General features: G+C 70.0%; 14 protein-coding genes. 9 read left to right on the top strand and 5 right to left on the bottom strand.

All coding sequences use genetic code 11. The annotated features are described in order from the left end of the window. Window positions 1-34 precede the first annotated feature (34 nt). Window positions 35-916 (bottom strand): carbohydrate ABC transporter permease, encoded by an 882-nt coding sequence (locus tag VGR06_RS20860; protein ID WP_327560796.1) that lies wholly within the window; start codon window positions 914-916, stop codon window positions 35-37. Beyond that, window positions 913-1,821: an ABC transporter permease gene (locus VGR06_RS20855; protein ID WP_327560795.1), complete on the bottom strand. Its 909-nt coding sequence runs from the start codon at window positions 1,819-1,821 to the stop codon at window positions 913-915. Before VGR06_RS20855 ends, VGR06_RS20860 begins: the two co-directional genes overlap by 4 nt. Window positions 1,822-2,059: 238 nt before the next feature. On the opposite strand from VGR06_RS20855, the gene VGR06_RS20850 reads away from it, so the two are divergent. Genes VGR06_RS20850 through VGR06_RS20840 form a run of 3 tightly spaced genes read left to right on the top strand, consistent with a single transcriptional unit; the run spans window position 2,060 to window position 6,493 of the window. After that, window positions 2,060-4,462 carry a glycoside hydrolase family 3 N-terminal domain-containing protein gene (locus VGR06_RS20850; RefSeq protein ID WP_327560794.1) on the top strand — a complete coding sequence of 801 codons (2,403 nt, stop codon included), beginning with the start codon at window positions 2,060-2,062 and terminating at the stop codon, window positions 4,460-4,462. Between the two features lie 4 nt (window positions 4,463-4,466). After that, entirely contained in the window at window positions 4,467-5,573 is a 1,107-nt protein-coding gene (locus VGR06_RS20845) for a Gfo/Idh/MocA family oxidoreductase (RefSeq protein ID WP_327560793.1), read from the top strand. After that, window positions 5,570-6,493, top strand: a complete 924-nt coding sequence (locus VGR06_RS20840; protein WP_327560792.1) for a PmoA family protein — start codon at window positions 5,570-5,572, stop codon at window positions 6,491-6,493. Before VGR06_RS20845 ends, VGR06_RS20840 begins: the two co-directional genes overlap by 4 nt. Here VGR06_RS20840 and VGR06_RS20835 read toward each other — a convergent pair. Next, on the bottom strand, window positions 6,482-7,705 hold the full coding sequence (locus tag VGR06_RS20835; protein WP_327560791.1) for an FAD-binding protein: 1,224 nt from the start codon (window positions 7,703-7,705) through the stop codon (window positions 6,482-6,484). The two genes, VGR06_RS20840 and VGR06_RS20835, sit on opposite strands and share 12 nt — an antisense overlap. 43 nt (window positions 7,706-7,748) lie before the next feature. Between VGR06_RS20835 and VGR06_RS20830 the strand changes: the two genes are divergently transcribed. Further along, window positions 7,749-8,426: a type IV toxin-antitoxin system AbiEi family antitoxin domain-containing protein gene (locus tag VGR06_RS20830; protein WP_327560790.1), complete on the top strand. Its 678-nt coding sequence runs from the start codon at window positions 7,749-7,751 to the stop codon at window positions 8,424-8,426. Between the two features lie 288 nt (window positions 8,427-8,714). On the opposite strand, the gene VGR06_RS20825 is transcribed toward VGR06_RS20830, so the two are convergent. Then, window positions 8,715-9,788 carry a GDSL-type esterase/lipase family protein gene (locus VGR06_RS20825; RefSeq protein ID WP_327560789.1) on the bottom strand — a complete coding sequence of 358 codons (1,074 nt, stop codon included), beginning with the start codon at window positions 9,786-9,788 and terminating at the stop codon, window positions 8,715-8,717. A gap of 18 nt (window positions 9,789-9,806) precedes the next feature. Next, on the bottom strand, window positions 9,807-10,880 hold the full coding sequence (locus VGR06_RS20820; RefSeq protein WP_327560788.1) for a cellulose binding domain-containing protein: 1,074 nt from the start codon (window positions 10,878-10,880) through the stop codon (window positions 9,807-9,809). 205 nt (window positions 10,881-11,085) lie between these two features. On the opposite strand from VGR06_RS20820, the gene VGR06_RS20815 reads away from it, so the two are divergent. The 5 genes from VGR06_RS20815 to VGR06_RS20795 all read left to right on the top strand — a co-directional run bounded on the left by VGR06_RS20815 (window position 11,086) and on the right by VGR06_RS20795 (window position 18,222). Then, window positions 11,086-13,257: a choice-of-anchor P family protein gene (locus VGR06_RS20815; RefSeq protein WP_327560787.1), complete on the top strand. Its 2,172-nt coding sequence runs from the start codon at window positions 11,086-11,088 to the stop codon at window positions 13,255-13,257. Window positions 13,258-13,480: 223 nt separating this feature from the next. Then, a complete protein-coding gene (locus VGR06_RS20810; protein ID WP_327560786.1) occupies window positions 13,481-13,825 on the top strand; it encodes a helix-turn-helix domain-containing protein in 345 nt (114 codons plus the stop codon). Beyond that, window positions 13,822-15,300 (top strand): LLM class flavin-dependent oxidoreductase, encoded by a 1,479-nt coding sequence (locus VGR06_RS20805; protein WP_327560785.1) that lies wholly within the window; start codon window positions 13,822-13,824, stop codon window positions 15,298-15,300. The genes VGR06_RS20810 and VGR06_RS20805 overlap by 4 nt, the downstream gene beginning before the upstream one ends. Beyond that, entirely contained in the window at window positions 15,293-16,861 is a 1,569-nt protein-coding gene (locus VGR06_RS20800) for an alpha-amylase family glycosyl hydrolase (protein WP_327560784.1), read from the top strand. The genes VGR06_RS20805 and VGR06_RS20800 overlap by 8 nt, the downstream gene beginning before the upstream one ends. A gap of 44 nt (window positions 16,862-16,905) precedes the next feature. Then, entirely contained in the window at window positions 16,906-18,222 is a 1,317-nt protein-coding gene (locus tag VGR06_RS20795; protein ID WP_327560783.1) for a condensation domain-containing protein, read from the top strand. Window positions 18,223-18,282 lie beyond the last annotated feature (60 nt).

Below are 18,282 nucleotides of genomic sequence, written 5' to 3'. Positions count from 1 at the left end.
ACGCCCGGCGTGAGAAAGGCCCCCTTCATCGCATTCAGCCCTTGACCGCGCCGATCAGGACGCCCTTGGTGAAGTGGCGCTGGACGAACGGGTACACCAGCAGGATCGGGATGATGGACAGCACCAGGATCGCCATCTGCAGGGACTCCTGGGGCGGCAGGGCCTGGCCGGAGACGCCGAGCTGATCGACGCCGAGCTGGGTCTGGTTGACCACGTAGGTGCGCAGTACCAGCTGCAGCGGCCACATGCTGAAGTCGTTGAGGTACAACAAAGCGGCGAAGAACGCGTTCCAGTAGCCGACGCCGTAGAACAGGGCGATGACCGCGAGGACGCCTTTGCTCAGCGGCAGCACGATGCGCCAGAGGATGGCGACGTCGCCGGCGCCGTCGATGCGGGCGCTGTCGATGATCTCCTCGGGGAGCTCCATGAAGAACGCCCGCAGGATGATCACGTTGAACGCGTTGATCATGACCGGGAGCGCGAGCGACCAGTAGGAGTCGACCAGGCCGAGGCTCTTCACCACCAGGTAGCTCGGGATGATCCCGGGCGTGAACAGCAGGGCGAACAGCACGATCATCAGCAGCGGCCGGTGTCCGAACGAGCCCAGCCGGCTCAGGCCGTAGGCCAGGAGCGCGGTGGAGATCAGGCTCAGCGCTGTGCCGCCGAACGTGACGAACAGGCTCACCAGCATCGCTCGGGTGACCACGCCGCCGCTCAGAATCGCGTCGTAGGCCGCGAAGCTGATCTCGTCGGGTATCAGCACCAGACCGCCGGAGCGGGTGACCTGCTCGCGGGTGGCAAGGCTGGTGGACACCACCGAGACGAACGGCAGGATCACCACCGCGCAGCAGATCAGCAGCACGAGGCCCTTCGCCGCGCGGGCGGGCAGAGGCGGGGCGTTCAGAGTCGTGCTCATCGCTGGTAGATCCCTCGCTCCCCGAACCGGTGGGCCAGCGTGTTGGCGCCGACCACGAGCAGCAACCCGACGACCCCCTTGACCATGCCGACCGCGGCGCTCGGGCCCCAGTCGCCGTCGAGGATGCCGTGGTTGTACACGTAGGTGTCCAGCACCTCGCTGGCCGTCTTACCGACCGCCCCCTGCTGCAGGAAGATCTGCTCGAACCCGGTGGACAGCGAGTCGCCGAGGCGCAGGATCAGCAGCAGGATGATCAGCGACCGCAGCCCGGGGAGCGTCACGTGCCACAGCTGCCGCCACCGCCCGGCACCGTCCACGGCGGACGCCTCGTAGAGCGTCTGGTCGATTCGGGCGAGCGCGGCCAGGAACAGGATCGTGGCCCAGCCGGCGTCCTTCCACAGCACCTGCCCGGTGACCAGCGCCTTGAACGCGTCCGGGTTGCTGACGATGTTCACGGTGCCGAGGTTGAGGTCGCGCAGGAAGTGGTTGACCAGCCCGGCGTCGCCCAGCATCTTCTGGAAGATCGCCACGACGATCACCCAGGACAGGAAGTGCGGCAGGTACAGCACGCTCTGCACGATCCGCTTGATCCGCTCGGACATGAGGCTGTTGAGCAGCAGGGCCAGCCCGATCGGAGCGGGGAACACGATCAGCACCTGCAGCGCGGTGATCACCAGCGTGTTGGTCAGCGCGTTGACGAAGACCGGGTCGCCGTTGACGATCACCATGAAGTTGGCCATGCCGACCCACGGGCTGTCCAGGATCCCGATGAACGGCACGTACTCCTTGAACGCGATCACGTTGCCGAGCAGGGGTAGGTAATGGAACACCAGCAGGGAGAGAATCCCGGGTAGTGCGACGAAGAGCAGCACCTTGTCCCGCCGTAGGCGCTGCCAGGCGGTCATGCCACGGCGGGCCGGGGGGCGGGCGTGCGGGCGCGCGGGTCGAGAAGGAGCAGTCACCGTCTGCGTCACATCGGGCCTTCCGGAAGGAAGTCGCTGCTATCCGATAAATTACGAGACTTGACCAGCAGGCTACGACCGCGAAAAAACAAGGTCAACCCCTTGAAGGGGAGCCTGGCAGCGGTCTACGTTGAGCACATCTGCCGGGGCGGTGGACGTAATCTTCCGGAAGAGTCGCGAAATGCACAACGAGAAGTCGGTCCTGGTCACGGGGGAGCTGGAACCGTGGCAGGACCGCGGCCTGCCGGCGACCCAGCGGGTCAGCGACCTGCTGGAGCGGATGACACTGGCGGAGAAGGTCGCCCAGCTGTACGGCGTCTGGGCCGGGGTGCCGGACGACGGCGAGAACGTCGCGCCGTTTCAGCACGAGCTGATCGACCCCGACCTGGACTGGACGCAGCTGATCAAGTACGGCCTCGGGCAGATCACCCGGCCGTTCGGCACCGCGCCGGTCGACCCCGCAGTCGGCGCGATGGCGCTGGCTCGGCTGCAGGGTGAGATCACCGCCGCCAGCCGCTTCCGGATCCCGGCCGTGGCGCACGAGGAGTGCCTGAACGGGTTCATGACCTGGGGCGCCACCGTGTACCCCGCGCCCCTGTCCTGGGGTGCCGCCTTCAACCCCGAGCTGGTCGAGCGCATGGCCGTCCAGATCGGCCAGGCGATGCGCAGTGTGGGCGTCCACCAGGGGATGGCCCCGGTGCTCGACGTGACCCGGGACCCGCGCTGGGGCCGGACCGAGGAGACCATGGGCGAGGACCCCTACCTGGTGGCCACCATCGGCACCGCCTACGTCCGCGGGCTCGAGTCCACCGGGATCATCGCCACGCTCAAGCACTTCGCCGGGCACGCCGGCTCCCGCGGCGGGCGGAACATGGCGCCGGTGAACGTCGGCCGCCGCGAGTTCGCCGACGTGCACCTGCCGCCGTTCGAGCTGGCCGTGCGCGAGGGCGGCGCGCGCTCGGTCATGCACTCCTACGCCGAGGTAGACGGCGTGCCGCCGGCCGCCGACCACGAACTGCTCACCACGCTGCTGCGGGAGACCTGGGGTTTCGACGGCACCGTGGTCGCCGACTACTGGGGCATCACGTTCCTCAAGACGCTGCACCACGTCGCGGACAGCGACACCGACGCCGCCGGCAAGGCGCTGTTCGCCGGCGTCGACATGGAGCTGCCGACCGTCAAGTGCTACGGCGAGCCGCTGCTGGCCGCGCTCAAGGACGGCACCATCCCGGCCGAGCTGATCGACCAGGCCGCCCGCCGGGTGCTGCTGCAGAAGTGCGAGCTGGGCCTGCTGGATCCGGGCTGGCACCCGCTGCCGCCCTCGGTGGACGCGGTGGCCGGCGGTGACGGGCACGTCGCGCGGGACCTGCAGGGCACCCTGGACCTCGACCCGCCGGCGTCCCGGGCGCTGTCCCGCGAGCTGGCCGAGGAGTCGGTGGTGCTGCTGGCCAACGACGGCATCCTGCCGCTGCGCCCCGAGCACCGCATCGCCCTGGTCGGCCCGCAGGCGGACAGCGTCTCCGCGGTGCTCGGCTGCTACACCTTCCCCAGCCACGTCGGCATCCAGCACCCCGAGGTGCCGCTCGGCGTGGACATCCCGACACTGCTCGAGGCGTTGGCCGACGAGCTGCCGGAGACCCCGATCGAGCACGCGGTCGGCTGCGACGTGCACAGCGACGACCTCTCCGGCATCCCCAGCGCGGTCGCCGCGGCCGAGTCCGCCGACGTCTGCGTGGTCGCCCTCGGCGACCGGTCCGGCCTGTTCGGCCGCGGCACCTCCGGCGAGGGCTGCGACGCGCCGGACCTGCACCTGCCCGGCGCGCAGGAAGCCCTGCTGCAGGCCATGATCGACACCGGCAAGCCGGTCGTGCTGGTGGTGCTGTCCGGCCGCCCGTACGCGCTCGGCGCGTTCGCCGGCCAGCTCGCCGCCGTGGTCCAGACCTTCTTCCCGGGGGAGGAGGGCGCCACCGCGGTCGCCGGCGTCCTCTCGGGCCGGGTGTGCCCGTCGGGCCGGCTCCCGGTGGGCATCCCCGCCGACCCGCGCGGTCAGCAGTCGGCCTACTACGTGCCGCCGCTGGCCCAGCTGCACGACACCAGCACGGTCGACCCCACGGCGCTGTTCCCGTTCGGCCACGGCCTGTCCTACACCACGTTCTCCTGGGAGGACGTGCGCGTCGACGGCCGGGCGCTGGAGCCGGGGGAGCGGGTGGTGACCGGGACGGACGGGTCCGTGGCGGTGTCCATGTCGGTGCGCAACACCGGCGACCGGGCCGGCGCCGAGGTCGTCCAGCTCTTCCTGCACGACCCGGTCGCGCAGGTCACCCGGCCGCCGGTGCGGCTGATCGGCTACGCCAAGGTCCGCCTGCAGCCCGGCGAGGCCCGGCGGGTCACCTTCGGCGTGCACGCCGACCTGTCCGCGTTCACCGGCCGGCGTGGGCTGGCCGTGGTCGAGCCCGGTGAGCTGGAGCTGCGCCTGTCCGGTTCGAGCACGCACGTCCGGCACACGGTCGGGGTCCGGCTGGTGGGCGAGGAGCGGGTGGTGGACCACCGCCGCCGGCTCACCGCGGACGTCGCTCTCTCGTAGGGCCATGCGCACCTTCGACATCGCCATCGTCGGCGCCGGCGGGATCGCCGCGGTCCACGCGGAGAGCATCCGCCAGCTCGGCGATCGCGCCCGGATCGTCGCGGTGGCGGACGTCGACCGCGAGCGGCTGACCGCGTTCGCCGACGCGTGGTCGGTGCCTGGCCGCTACACCGAGCTGGAGGAGCTGCTGGACCGCGAGTCGCCGGACCTGATCCACCTGTGCACCCCGCCCTGGCTGCACGCCGAGCAGGCGAGCTCCTGCCTGGCCCGCGGTCACACCGTGCTCTGCGAGAAACCGCCCACGGTGAGCCTCGCCGAGCTGGGCACGATCGAGGCCGCCGCGGTGGCCGGCTGTGGCCGGTTCGCCACCGTGTTCCAGCACCGGTTCGGCAGCAAGGCACAGGCGATCCGGCGCCTGGTGGGGGATCCACGGTTCGGCCGCCCGCTGACCGCGGTGTGCCACACGCTGTGGTTACGCACCGACGAGTACTTCACCGTGCCGTGGCGCGGAAAGTGGGACACCGAGGGCGGCGGACCCACGATGGGGCACGGGATCCACCAGTTCGACCTGCTGCTGTCGATCCTCGGACCGTGGCGCGAGGTCGTCGGGGTGGCCGCGCGGCTGGCCCGGCCCACCGCCACCGAGGACCTGTCCTGCGCGATCGTCACGTTCGACAGCGGCGCGGTGGCCACCGTGGTGAACAGCCTGCTGTCCCCGCGGCAGACCAGCTACCTGCGGTTCGACTTCGAGCACGCCACAGTCGAGCTGGAGCACCTCTACGGCTACGCGGACTCCGACTGGCGGGTGACCGCCGCGCCCGGGCACGAGGCGGAGGTCGCGGCCGCGTGGGCGGAGGGTCCGGCCGGCCAGCCAAGCGGGCACGCCGCCCAGTTCACCGCCGTGCTGGACGCGCTCGAGGAAGGTACCGACCCGCCGGTGTCCATTCCGGATACGATGACGACGATGAAGCTCGTCGCCGGCATCTACGCCTCCGCGTTCACCGGAATGCCGGTGGAGCGCGGCCAGATCGGGCCGGAATCGCCCTTCTACCACCGGATGGACGGCATCGGCGCGCCCTGGCCGGACCCGCTCGGGGTGAGCGTCCCATGACGAGTGCCGGGCTCGGCTTGGTGAGCGACGAGCGGACCCTTCAGGTTCTGTGGGACGGCAAGGAGTTGCTGCGCTACGTGTACCGGCCGTGGGACGTGCAGCTGGAGTCACCGCGGCCGTACCTGCACCCGGTGCGCACGCTCGCCGGTGACGTGGTGACGCTGTACCGGCCGCACGATCACGTGTGGCACAAGGGCATCGCCTGGTCGCTGCCCAACGTGGGCCCGGCCAACTTCTGGGGCGGGGTGACCTACCTGCGCGACGGCGGCTACCAGCAGCTGCCGAACAACGGCACGCAGCGGCACGAGTCGTTCGAGTGGCTGGAGACGCGCACCGAGGAGGCCGTCCACATCGGACAGAAGTTGGACTGGATCACCGAGCCGGGCGAACTGTGGTTCACCGAGCGGCGCCGGCTCGCGGTCACCGTGGACCGTGGTTCCAGTGCGTGGACCCTGGGGTTCGCCAGCAGCATGACCAACGTGAGCGGGCGGGAGATCCGGATCGGCAGCCCGACCACCGAGGGCCGGCCGAACGCCGGCTACGGCGGGCTGTTCTGGCGCGGGCCGCGCTCGTTCTCCGGCGGCGCGGTGCACGCGCCGGGCGTCACCGGGGGCGACGAGCTGATGGGCATCCGCGCCCCCTGGCTGGGTTTCACCGGCCGGCACGATGGGCACGGCCGCACCTCGACCCTGGTTTTCGTTGACGCGCCGGACAATCCGGGCCACCCGACCCAGTGGTTCGTGCGCACCGGGATCTACGCCTGCCTGTGTCCGGCGCCGTTCTTCGCCGAGGAGGTCCCGGTCGGCACGGACGAGGTGCTGACCCACCGCTACGCCGTGGTCATCGCCGACGGCGACCACGACGGCGACGCGGTGGCGCTGCTCGCCAAGTCGGGTCTGGCCGCCCTGTCAGAGGTGTAGGTACTCGCGGAGGAACTCGTTGCGGAACTTGCCCGCCGGGTCGTAGGCGCGGGCCAGGTCCATGAAGTCGGACAGCCGCTCGTAGTGTCCACTTCGGACGAACACCTTGCCCCAGTGCGGGCGGGCCCGGAACGCGGCCAGCCGCTCCTCGACGGCCTCGACCACCGGCAGCACCGCGGCCGTGTCCTTGATCCAGGTGAAGTGGAAGGCCACCGAATCCCGGTGGTAGCACGGACTCAGCCACAGCTCGTCCCCGGCGATCGTGCGGATCTCGGAGATCTGCAGCACCGGTGAGACCTGCCCACGCAGCTCGTAGATCGCGGTCAACGCGTCGAGGGCGTGCGCGCGCGGCACGAAGAACTCCGACTGCAGCTCCTCGCCGGCACTCGGGGTGAACTCCAGCCGGAAGTGCGGCAGCCGCTCGTGCCACGGCCCGGGCACGCCGAGCTGCTCGGTGCAGTTCTCCACCGGCATGCCCGGCAGCGGGTGCCGCGGCCCGCCGGCCGGCGCCGCGCCGAACCACGGCTCGTCCGGCGCCGGGTCCCGCCGCTTGCACCACACCTGGTCGATCACCGGCGCCCGCCAGTCGGTGAACAGGCTGACGCTGTAACCGTTCTCCAGGACCGCGTCGAGGTTCCCGGCCAACTCCTCGTGCGGCAGGTTCTCGTAGACGTACTGCCGCAGCTCGAACGTGGGCCGGATGTCCAGGGTCACCGCGGTCACCACGCCCAGCGCGCCGAGCGCCACCACCATCCCGCCCCAGTTCCGGGTCTTCCGGTCCACCGTGACCAGGTCGCCGTCCGCGGTGACCAGCTCCACAGCGGACACCGCGGTGGACAGGCTCCCATTCCCCACGCCCGACCCGTGCGTCCCGGTCGCGCACGCCCCGGCCACCGAGATGTGCGGCAGCGAGCCCAGGTTGTGCAGCGCGAACCCCGCCTCCTGCAACCGGACGGCCACCTCCCCGTACCGCATCCCGGCCGCCACCCGCACACTCCGCCCGCTCGTGTCGATCTCCACCACGGGCGGCAACCCGGCGACCGAGACCTGCTCGCCGGGCGTGTCCGCGATCCGGTTGAACGAGTGCGCCGTCCCGAGTGGACGGACCCGCTCCGCCCGCGCCACGATCTTGCGCAGCTCGTCCAGGCTCGCCGGCCGGTGCACCGCCGCCGCGCCGAACGTGACGTTCCCGGCCCAGTTGGTTGTGATCACCCGTCCATCATGCCCTGCCTCACCAGCAACTGAGGAACTGTCGGTGCCGGAGGCGATGCTGGCTGGCGTGTTCGTCGAAGCGATGTTGCGCCAGCAGTCCGGGGTGATCAGCCGGCGGCAGGCTCGGGATGCTGGCATGTCGGAGGATCAGATTGACCGGCGCCTGGCCACCGGCCGGTGGGTGACCGTATGTCCGGGCGTGTATCGACCCGCGGACCACGAGTTGAGCGATGAGGCGCGTGTTCGTGCCGTCGGGTTGTGGGCCGGCGACCGTGCCACGATCAGCGGGCTTGCCGCGGCGTGGTGGCACCGGTTGTGGCCCGATCCACCGTCCGTGGTGGAAGTGACTGCACGGCTGACCAGCGGGCTGCGGCCCGGTGCGGGTGTCCGGTTGCGTCGCCGCGATCTGCTCGACGCCGGCCGGATGGCGACCCGCGGCCTGTGGGTGACGGATCTGCCGCTGACCGTTCTCGAGGCGGCGGTGGCCCTGGGCGATCAGGGAGCTCGGCTGATGGATCAGGCGTTGCAGCGCCGGGTTCGCCTTGGCGCGCTCCGCCTGGCGCACCGCCGAAACCTCGGGAAGCGAGGTTCGGCCGTTGCCGGCGCTGCTCCAAGCCTCCGCCGACCGATCCGCCTCGGCGGCCGAGCGCAAATTGATCACTATTCTCCTGGCCGCCGATGTCACCGGCTTCCAACAGCACTACCGCGCGAGCGGTTATGAGATCGATCTTGCGTTCCCCGATCACCGCGTGGCGGTCGAAGTGGACGGTTGGGCGTTCCACCACGATGCCAACCAATTCCAGAACGACAGGAGTCGGCAGATGCCCTCGCGCTGGCCGGGTGGACGGTACTCCGCTTCACCTGGCACGACCTGGCCACGGGTCCCGGCCGGGTCATCACGGAGGTCCGTGCCGCACTCCAGGTCCGCGTCGCTGCTTGATCGCCAATAGTGTGCGTCTACCCGCGCTTTTCGCGGGTAGACGCACAAGCTCGGTGATCTTCACCCGGCTCAGCAGACCGGCGCGGGAGTCCAGCCGGCGGGGTTGCCGTTGATGATCATGCCGACGGTGACTGAGGTTGCGGGTGCGAGGGTGGCGTTCCAGCCGACGTTGCGGGCGGTGATGTTGGGCAGGCTCTGGGTCACCTCGGTGTTCCAGGCCTGGGACAGGGTCATTCCGGAGGCCAGGGCGAAGCGGACGGCCCAGCCGGTGAACGAGGTGGTGCCGGTGTTGCGTACCACGAGGTCGATCTGGAACTGGCCGGGCCAGCTGTTCACCACGTTGACCGCCGCGGCGCATCCGGGCGGTGGGTTGGTGGTGGTCGTCGTGGTGGTCCGCGTTGTGGTCGTGGTGGTGGTGGTGCTGGTGGGCGGCGTGCTGCCGAGTGCGTCGACCAGTGGCTGGAACCACTTGTCGGACATCTTCTGGTTGCCGGAGTCGTTGGGGTGCACGCCGTCGAAGGTGTCGGCTGCGGTGGAGAAGCCGGTCCACTGGTCGACCACGGTGATCGGGGACTGGGCGGTGGACTTGCCGGCTGCCCAGCTTGGGATCGCGTTGTTGAGGGTGACCACGCGCTGGCCGCATTCCGCGCAGTTGCTGGGGTTCATCGGGATGATCTTGGCGACGAGGATCTTCATGGTGGCTTTGCTGGCGCGCATCTGGTCCACCAGTTTGCTGAACGCGGCCAGGATCACGTCCGGGGAGCGGTTGTTCCACACGTCGTTGGTGCCGAAGTGCATGATCACGATGTCCGGCAGGGTGGCCGCGAGCCAGCCGACGAGCTGGTTCTGGTCGGCGACGTTGGTGGCCAGGAAGCCGCCGTGGCCCTCGTTCTCGCCGTCGTACGGGAAGCCACACCCTTGTGCCGGAAGGGTTCCGACGAAGTCGGTGTTGGTGTGCCCGGTGTTCTGCAGGCGTTGCCAGAGCAGGGCCCGCCAGCAGCCGGGCGACCCCGTGATCGAGTCGCCGAGCGGCATGATCTTGACGGCCGCGGCGTTCGCCGGTGGCGCCGGACTGATGATCAGCAGGGCCGCCACGACCGCGGCGACGGTCAGGATCGCGGAGAGCACGGCTTCTTTGCGCATGGTCGTCTCCAGGGGTGGTCAGCAGATGGGTGCGGGGTTCCAGCCGGCCGGGTCGCCGTTGATGATCATGCCGACGGTGACCGAGGTTCCAGGTGCGACGGTGGCGTTCCAACTCACGTTGCGGGCGGCGACATTCGGCAGGTTCAGCGTCAGCTCGCTGTTCCAGGACTGGGACACGGTCATCCCGGACGCCAGCGCGAACCGCACCGTCCAGCCGGTGAACGACGCCGTCCCGGTGTTGCGCACCACGATGTCGATCTGGAACTGGCCCGGCCAGCTGCTCACCACCCGGATCTCCGGAGTGCACCCGGGCGGCCGCGTGGTCGGCGTCGGCGACGAGGTCGTCGTCAGGCTCGTCGTCGTGGTGCTGGTGGGTGGCGGGCTGCCGAGGGCGGCGGCGAGCGGCGGGAACCACTTGTCGGCGATCTTCTGGTTGCCCAGGTCGTTGGGGTGCGCACCGTCGTTGGTGTCGGTCACCGGGTCGAACCCGGTCCACTGGTCGACCACGGTGATCGGCGACTGCGCCGTGGTCTTTCCGGCCGCCCAGGCCGGAATGGCGGCGTCGAGGTCCACCACGCGTTGCGCGCAGGCCGCGCAGTTGGCCGGGTTGAGCGGGATGATCTGCGCGACCAGGATCTTCATGGTGGCCTTGCTGGCCCGCATCTGGTCCACCAGCGTGCTGAACGCGGCCAGGATTGTGGCGGTCGGCAGCGCGCTCCACACGTCGTTGGTGCCGAAGTGCATGACCACGATGTCCGGCGTGGTGGCCGCGAGCCAGCCGACGAGCTGGTTCTGGTTGGCCACGTTGGTGGCCAGGAACCCGCCGTGCCCCTCGTTGTCGGCGTCGAACAGGGGCAGACCGCAGGCCTGCGCGTTGAGCGTGCCGACCATGTCGATGTTGGTGTGCCCGGTGTTCTGCAAACGTTGCCACAGCAGGGAACGCCAGCAGCCGGGTGACCCGGTGATGGAGTCGCCGAGCTCCATGATCTTGATGTTCGCCGCGTGCGCGGGCGGCGCCGGGGTGACGAGCAGCAGGGCCGCCACGACGGCGGCGATGGTCAGGACTGCGGAGAGCATGGCTTCTTTGCGCATGTCGAGCTCCACCCCGGTCGCTGCAGTTCTGGGAGCGCTCCCAGGGTAGCTGACCAGGATGCCTTGTCACTAGAGGCAATGATCTGGCAACTTTCCGGAATCGCTCCCATGGGTGAATCCTGTAACACCCCATCCGCAACCTGCGAAGCGCACTGTGCGTACGCGTGCGTTCGCTGATCGTACGGCGGTTCGGGGATGGGAGCACATGATGGTCATACGGAGAGTTGTCTTACCCGCGGTCCTTGCCCTTGCGGCGTCGAGCATCGGGGTGGTGATCACCGGCGTGGCGCCGGCCTTGGCCGACCCGGGAACGCCCGGCGTCCCGCAGGCGCCACAAGTGCTCTACACCGAGGATTTCGAGAACGGCCAGGGTGCCACGCCCATTCAGCTGCCGAGCTACACCGGCGCGCCGCCGGTGAACGAGACCTACTCCAGCGACCCCGCATATCTGATCAACTGCAACGGCTGGATCGCCTCCCCACTGGATCCCTCCACCGAGCCGCCCGGATCGGGCTGCGGCGGGTTCTGGCCGGAGCTTCCCCGGCTGGCCGGCTCGCTGGACCAGTTCGCCGGAACCGGCGCCGGCACCAACCACGCGCTCGGCTGGGAGACCGCTGGCATCGGCCCCGGCGCGAACAAGGTTCAGCTGCAGACCAACAACCCGGTTCCGGTGCCCGCCAACCGGTTCCTGTCGTTCTCGGTCGACGCCGCGGACGGCAGCTGCAACGGCCTGCACGCCCTGTTCCAGTTCTTCCTGCTTGACGGGTCCACCGCCATCCCGACGAACAGCTCGCCCATCGAACCGTGCGCCAACCCACAGCTGATCCTCGGCGAGGACCACATCGGCACCTACGTCAGCGACAACCCGGTGCTGTTCGGCGGCTCGTCCGCGGGCATCCGGCTGGCCAACGCGCAGGGCGGCGCGTTCGGCAACGACGCGGCCGTGGACAACATCAAGCTCCTGGACGTCAGCCCGCAGCTGGACAAGACGTTCAGCGCGGCCGTGGTCCCCGAGCACGGCACCGTGCGGCTCATCTACACGATCACCAACACCACCGAGCTGGCTGCCAAGAGCGGTTGGTCCTTCGTCGACGCCTTCCCCACGGGCCTGACGGCTGATCCAGCCTCGGTCCAGACCACCTGCCCAGGTTTCGCGTCCAGCTTCGACCCGGGCCAGGTCGTCATGGCCGGCAGCCTTGGCGCGGGCCAGATCTCGTGCACCATCAGCGTCGAGCTGTCCGCCTCGGCGCCGGGCGCCTACACCACCTGTGCCGGCAACATGGCCGACCTGGTCGGGGTCAAACCGCCGGGTTGTGCCACCGTGCGGTTCAACGCCGAGCCGGTGGTGAACGCCGGCGGCCCGTACGCCGGGCAGGAGGGCTCGCCGGTGGCGATCGCCGGCACTGTGTCCGACGTGGATGGTCCGACGCTGAGCAGTTCGTGGAGCGTCGCGGCGTCCACGGGTGTCGATCCGGGTGCGACGTGCTCGATCGCCGATCCGGCTGCCGTGACCACCACGGTCAGCTGCACCGACGACGGCGTCTACACGCTCACATTGACGGCAAGTGACGGGATCAACCCGCCGGTTTCCGCGAGTACCGCGCTGACGCTGTCCAATGTGGCCCCGGCGGTGAGCATCTCCAGTCCCGCCAACGGTTCCCTGTTCGTGCGCGGCACGGCGGTGAGCTTCACCGCGCCGTTCACCGACATCGGCACGAACGACACGCACACCTGCGCGATCGACTTCGCCGACGGCACGCCGGTCACCGCCGGCACCGTGACCGAGTCGCCCGGCACCGGGACCTGCCGGATCACCCACACGTTCACCGCGCTTGGCGCGCACAACGTGCTGGTGCGGGTCACCGACGACGACGGCGGCGCGGGCACGGCCGTGGTGCGCGTGGTGATCTACCTGCCCGGTGAGGCGTTCGCCTTGCAGGCCAACGGGTTGATCACGATTCCGAAGACCCCGCTGGCCACCTGCCCGCCCGACGAGTCGAAGACCATCGCCTCGCTGTCCCTCGGCATCGGCTCGGTCACCGCGCTGCACGCCGAATGCACGGTGGACCTGAACGACGGCACCACCCGGGCATCGGCGACGGTCGGCAGCGCCAACCTGCTCGGCGGGTTGATCAGGATCACCGACATCAGCTCCACCTGTGTCGCCGGTGCTTCGGGGATCACCCGCTCGTCCACCGTCGGCTCAATCAACGGAATCCCGATCGGGCTGGGCTCCGGCTCGCTCGGTATCCCCGGCGTGGCAACGGTCTTCTACAACGAGACCACCACGATCGGGGGCAGGCCGGCGCAGAACGCCATCCGGATCAGCACCCTGCTCGGCCAGGAGATCATCCTGGCCGGCTGCCGGCTCGGCTAGCGCCAGCCACGAGGCCGGGGGCGGCCCGCCTCCCGCCCCCGGCCTCTCCCTGCCGAGGCGCCGGCTGGCGGGTGGAGTTTCGGGGGTGGTGCTGTGAATGCCTCATTCAGTGCGTTGAGCGCAGTGAATGAGGCATTCACTGCACCCCAACCCTGCCGCCTCCGAGCCCTTCAGGCTTACTTCATGTAAGTAGCTAATCCATCGTGGTGTAGGGTCGGCGGCGATGGATGATCGCGGGGAGTTCCTGGACCGGTGCCCGAACTACCAAGCGACGATCGAGCTGGTGGGGCGGCGGTGGAACGGTGCGGTCATCCTCGCCGCCGATCGCGGTGCGCGGCGGTACAGCGACTTTCTGGCCGCCGTCCCCGGCATCTCGGAGCGATTGCTGGCACAGCGGCTGCGCGAGCTGGAGGACGAGGGGATCATGGTTCGCGAGGTGTTGGCGAGCCGGCCGGTGCAGGTGGTGTACACGCTGACGCGGCGGGGGAGTGAGCTGGTGGGCGCGCTCGAGCCGCTGATCAACTGGGGCGAGCGCTGGATGTCCGTGCGGCAGAAGGGAAAGCGATGAGCGATCTCGGGCACGAGATCAGGTTCGGGGCGTTCCTCACACCGTCGGCCCAGGGCTACGACGAGGTGGTGCGGCTGGCGACGGTGGTGGACGGGCTCGGGCTCGACCTGATCGGGATCCAGGACCACCCATACCAACCGTCCTTCTTGGACACCTGGACGCTGCTGTCCTACCTGGCAGCGAAGACCAGCCGGGTGACGCTGTTCCCGGATGTGGCGAACCTGCCGCTGCGCCCGCCGGCCGTGCTCGCCAGGGCCGCGGCGAGTTTGGACATTCTCAGCGGTGGGCGGGTCGAGTTGGGTCTGGGCTCCGGCGCGTTCTGGGACGCCATCGTGGCGATGGGCGGGGAGCGGCGCTCACCCGCCGAGGCGGTGGCCGCGCTGGCCGAGGCGATCGACGTGATCAGGGCGCTGTGGACGCCCGGGCGGACCCCGAGGCTCGACGGCCGGCACTATTCGTTGCACGGCGCGAAGCCCGGACCGTTCCCCACACACCCCATCGGGATCTGGCTCGGCGCCTACAAGCCGAAGATTCTCCGGCTCACCGCGCGGAAGGCCGACGGCTGGGTGCCGTCCCTGCCCTACGCGCCGCCGGCCGAGCTCACGGCGATGACCCGGATCCTCGACGCCGCGGCCGGGGACGCGGGCCGCGACCCGGCCGCGATCCAGCGCATTCTCAACATCAACGGGCAGTTCACCCGGCTCGGCTCGGACGAGTTCCTGGTCGGGCCGCCTAAGCAGTGGGCGGAGCAGCTCACCGGGCTGGCGCTGGACCTGGGCTTCTCCGGTTTCGTGCTGCCCGGGGACAACGAGCACGACCTGCGCACGTTCGCCGAGGAGGTTGCGCCACTGGTCCGCGCCGAGGTGGCCGGTGCGCGCGGCGGCTCGGCCCCCGCGCCGGAACCGGAGACCGAACAGCGCGAGCACCTTGACCTCTGGTCCGGTGACCCGCTCGGCGAGGCCCGCCGCCCCAGGGTGTCGGCGCCGGCGCCGGCCAACCCGACCCGCGGTGGCGCGCAGCTCAAGATGGTGCACAACCATTTCCGCCAGGAGCTCGAGCAGATCCGGGACGCCGTCGAGCAGGTGGCGGACGGCGAGCGGTCCGCCGCCTCGGCCCGCTCGCTGATCAACGACCTGACCGTGCGGCAGAACTTCTGGACCCTGGGCAGCTTCTGTGCCGCCTACTGCCGGGTGCTCACCACCCACCACACCATCGAGGACCAGCTGATGTTCCCGATGATCGCCGAGCGGGAGCCGGCGCTCGGCCCGGTGGTCCACCAGCTCGAGCAGGAGCACGAGGTGATCGCCGGTGTGCTCGCCGCGCTCGACGAGTCGCTCGCCAAGCTCATCGACGGCGGCGGCATCGCCGACGTCCGCGACCACGTCCGGCTTCTCGACCGGCTGCTCATCTCGCACCTGGACTACGAGGAGGAGCAGCTGATCGAGCCGCTGGAACGGCACCGGCTCGATGTCTGAAAGCTGGTGGCAGCGCGGCACCGTCTACCAGATCTACCCGCGGTCCTTCATGGACTCGGGCGGTGACGGCGTCGGCGACCTCAACGGGATCACCGCCAAGCTTCCGTATCTCCAGGACCTCGGCGTGGACGCGGTGTGGATCTCGCCGTTCTACCCGTCGCCCATGGCGGACTTCGGCTACGACGTCACCGACCACACCGCGGTCGACCCGCTGTTCGGCACTCTCACGGATTTCTACAAGCTCGTCGCCGAAGCGCACCGGCGCGACCTCCGCATCCTCGTGGACTTCGTGCCCAATCACACCTCCGACCGGCATCCCTGGTTCGTCGACGCAAGATCCACAAAGGACAGTCTGCGACGGGACTGGTACCTCTGGGCCGATCCCCGGCCCGGCGGCGGCCCACCGAACAACTGGCGCTCGGTCTTCGGCGGCCCGGCCTGGACGCTCGACGAGCCGACCGGCCAGTACTACTACCACGCCTACCTCCCCGAGCAGCCGGACGTGAACTGGCGCAACCCCGAGGTTCAGCAGGCCCAGAGCGACGTCATGCGGTTCTGGCTGGACCGCGGCGTGGACGGCTTCCGGGTGGACGCCTGCCGCCAGCTCATCAAGGACGACCAGCTGCGGGACAACCCGCCGAACCCGGCCTACCACCCCGGTCTCCCGCCGTACGACGCGCTGCTCCCGGTGTACTCCGCCGACCGCCCGGAGACCCCCGGCGTCCTCGCCGAGCTGCGCCGGGTTCTCGACGAGCACCACCCGGACGGGCTGCTGATCGCCGAGGTGTACGCGCCGGTCGAGCGCCTCATGCGCTACTACCTCGGCGCCCACCTGCCGTCGAACATGCACCTGATCTCCGTGCCGTATGAGGCGGACAGCATCGCCGCGCTCATCGCGCGCTACGAGGCCGCCCTGCCGCCGGACGCCTGGCCGAACTGGGTGCTCGGCAACCACGACCGCAGCCGGATCGCCACCCGGGTCGGCCCGGCACAGGCGCGGGTGGCGGCGATGCTGCTGCTCACCCTGCGTGGCACGCCGATCCTCTACTACGGCGACGAGATCGGCCTGCCGGACGTGCCCGTGCCGCCGGACCTGGTCCAGGATCCGTTCGAGCGCAGGGTTCCCGGCATCGGCGTCGGCCGCGATCCGGCCCGCGCCCCGATGCGCTGGTCGCCCGCTCCGAACGCCGGCTTCTGCCCGCCGCACGCCACGCCCTGGTTACCCGTGCCGGACGGCGCCGAATGGCCCAACGTCCACGCGCAACAGGACGATCCGGGCTCGGTGCTCGCGCTGTACCGCGACCTCATCGCGCTCCGGCGCTGCGAACCAGCACTGTCCACAGGGGACTTCACCCTGCTCGGTGCGGAGGCCGGCGTGCTCTCCTACCTGCGCCGGAACCACGATCGCACGATCATGGTCGGACTCAACCTCACCGCCGCGCCCCGGGACCTCCCGGCCACCGGCACGATCATGCTCGGCACCCGTCCCGGCCGGGTGGGCGAGCGGCTCACCGGCATGGTGAGGTTGCGCGCCAACGAGGGCGTACTCGTTATTCCCTGACAAGGCTTGTGGACATGGTGATGTAACGCGATAGTTTCCGAACTGTGGAGCGGATTCTGGTGCGGTTCGAGGGGGAAGGCTCCGGAACCGGGGAGCTGAGCTGGGGGCAGAAGGACATTTGGGACGCCATTCGCCGATTACGCTCGTCGCTCGGCATCGGCGGGCTGGTTCCGCTGACGCCGGGCACGACCGTCGACGACGTGGCCGCGAAACTGGGCCTGCTGATGAGCCGGCACCAGGCGTTGCGCACCCGGTTGCGGTTCGGTCCGGGAGACCGGGTGCGGCAGGCGGTGAGCCGCGCGGGGGAGGTCGCGCTGGAGGTCGTCGAGGTCGCCGCGGACGACGACCCGGTCCAGGCCGGCAAGGCGCTGTACACGGCGTACCACGACGAGGAGTTCGACTACGAGCACGAGTGGCCGGTCCGGATGGCCGTGCTGCGGCACCGGGGCGTGCTCACGCACCTGGTGGCCCTGGTCTGCCACCTGGCCACCGACGGGTTCGGCGCGCACGTGCTGCGCGCTGACTTGTCCAATATGGACAGTGGATGGGTGCCGCCGGTGACCGCGATGCAGCCGCTCGAGCAGGCGCGCTGGCAGCGCGGCCCGGCCGGCCGGCGGCACAACGACGTGGCGCTGCGGTACTGGGAGGGCGTGCTGCGCGCGATCTCCGCGCGCCGCTTCCCGGACCCGAAGGGCTGGCACGAGCCCCGCTACCTGGACGTCCTGTTCGCCTCGCCGGCGCTGCACCTGTCCGCGCTCAAGGTGGCCGAGCGCACCGGCGTGGGCAGCACCTCGGTGCTGCTGGCCGCGTTCGCGGTGGCCCTGGCCCGGGTGACCGGGATCAACCCGGTGGTCGCGCAGACCATGGTGGGCAACCGGTTCCGGCCCGGGCTCGCCGAGGCGGTCAGCCCGCTGTGCCACGCCGGGCTGTGCGTGATGGACGTCGACGGCGTCCCGTTCGAGAAGGTCGTCGGCCGCGCCTGGCGGGCCCAGCTGAACGCCTGCAAGCACGCCTACTACGACCCCGACGGGATGCTCGACCTCGTCGACCGCATCTCCACCGAACGCGGCGAGCGCATCGAGCGCGAATGCTTCTTCAACGACCGGCGCTCCCGCTACCGCCAGGAGGCCAGCGCCGACGTCGACGAGCGCGACATCCACGACGCCCGCGGGCGCACCACGATGCGCGTGGTCTCCCCGCTGGACCCCGAGTGCGAGCCGTTCTTCCTGCACATCAACGACGTTCCGGACGCCGTCGACATCCGGCTCTCGGTGGACACTCAAAGACTCGCCCCGCCGGACGTCGAGGCGTTCCTCTACGGGATGGAGCGGGTTGCGGTGGAGGCGGCGCTGGCGGGGTAGGAGTGCCCTGAAGGCGGCCTTCAGGACGCTCAGTGCCCTGAAGGTGACCTTCAGGGCACT

It is taken from the genome of Actinophytocola sp. (genome assembly GCF_036002505.1).
Taxonomy (GTDB): Bacteria; Actinomycetota; Actinomycetes; order Mycobacteriales; family Pseudonocardiaceae; genus DASYTH01.
This window is presented reverse-complemented; position numbering and strand designations above follow the sequence as displayed.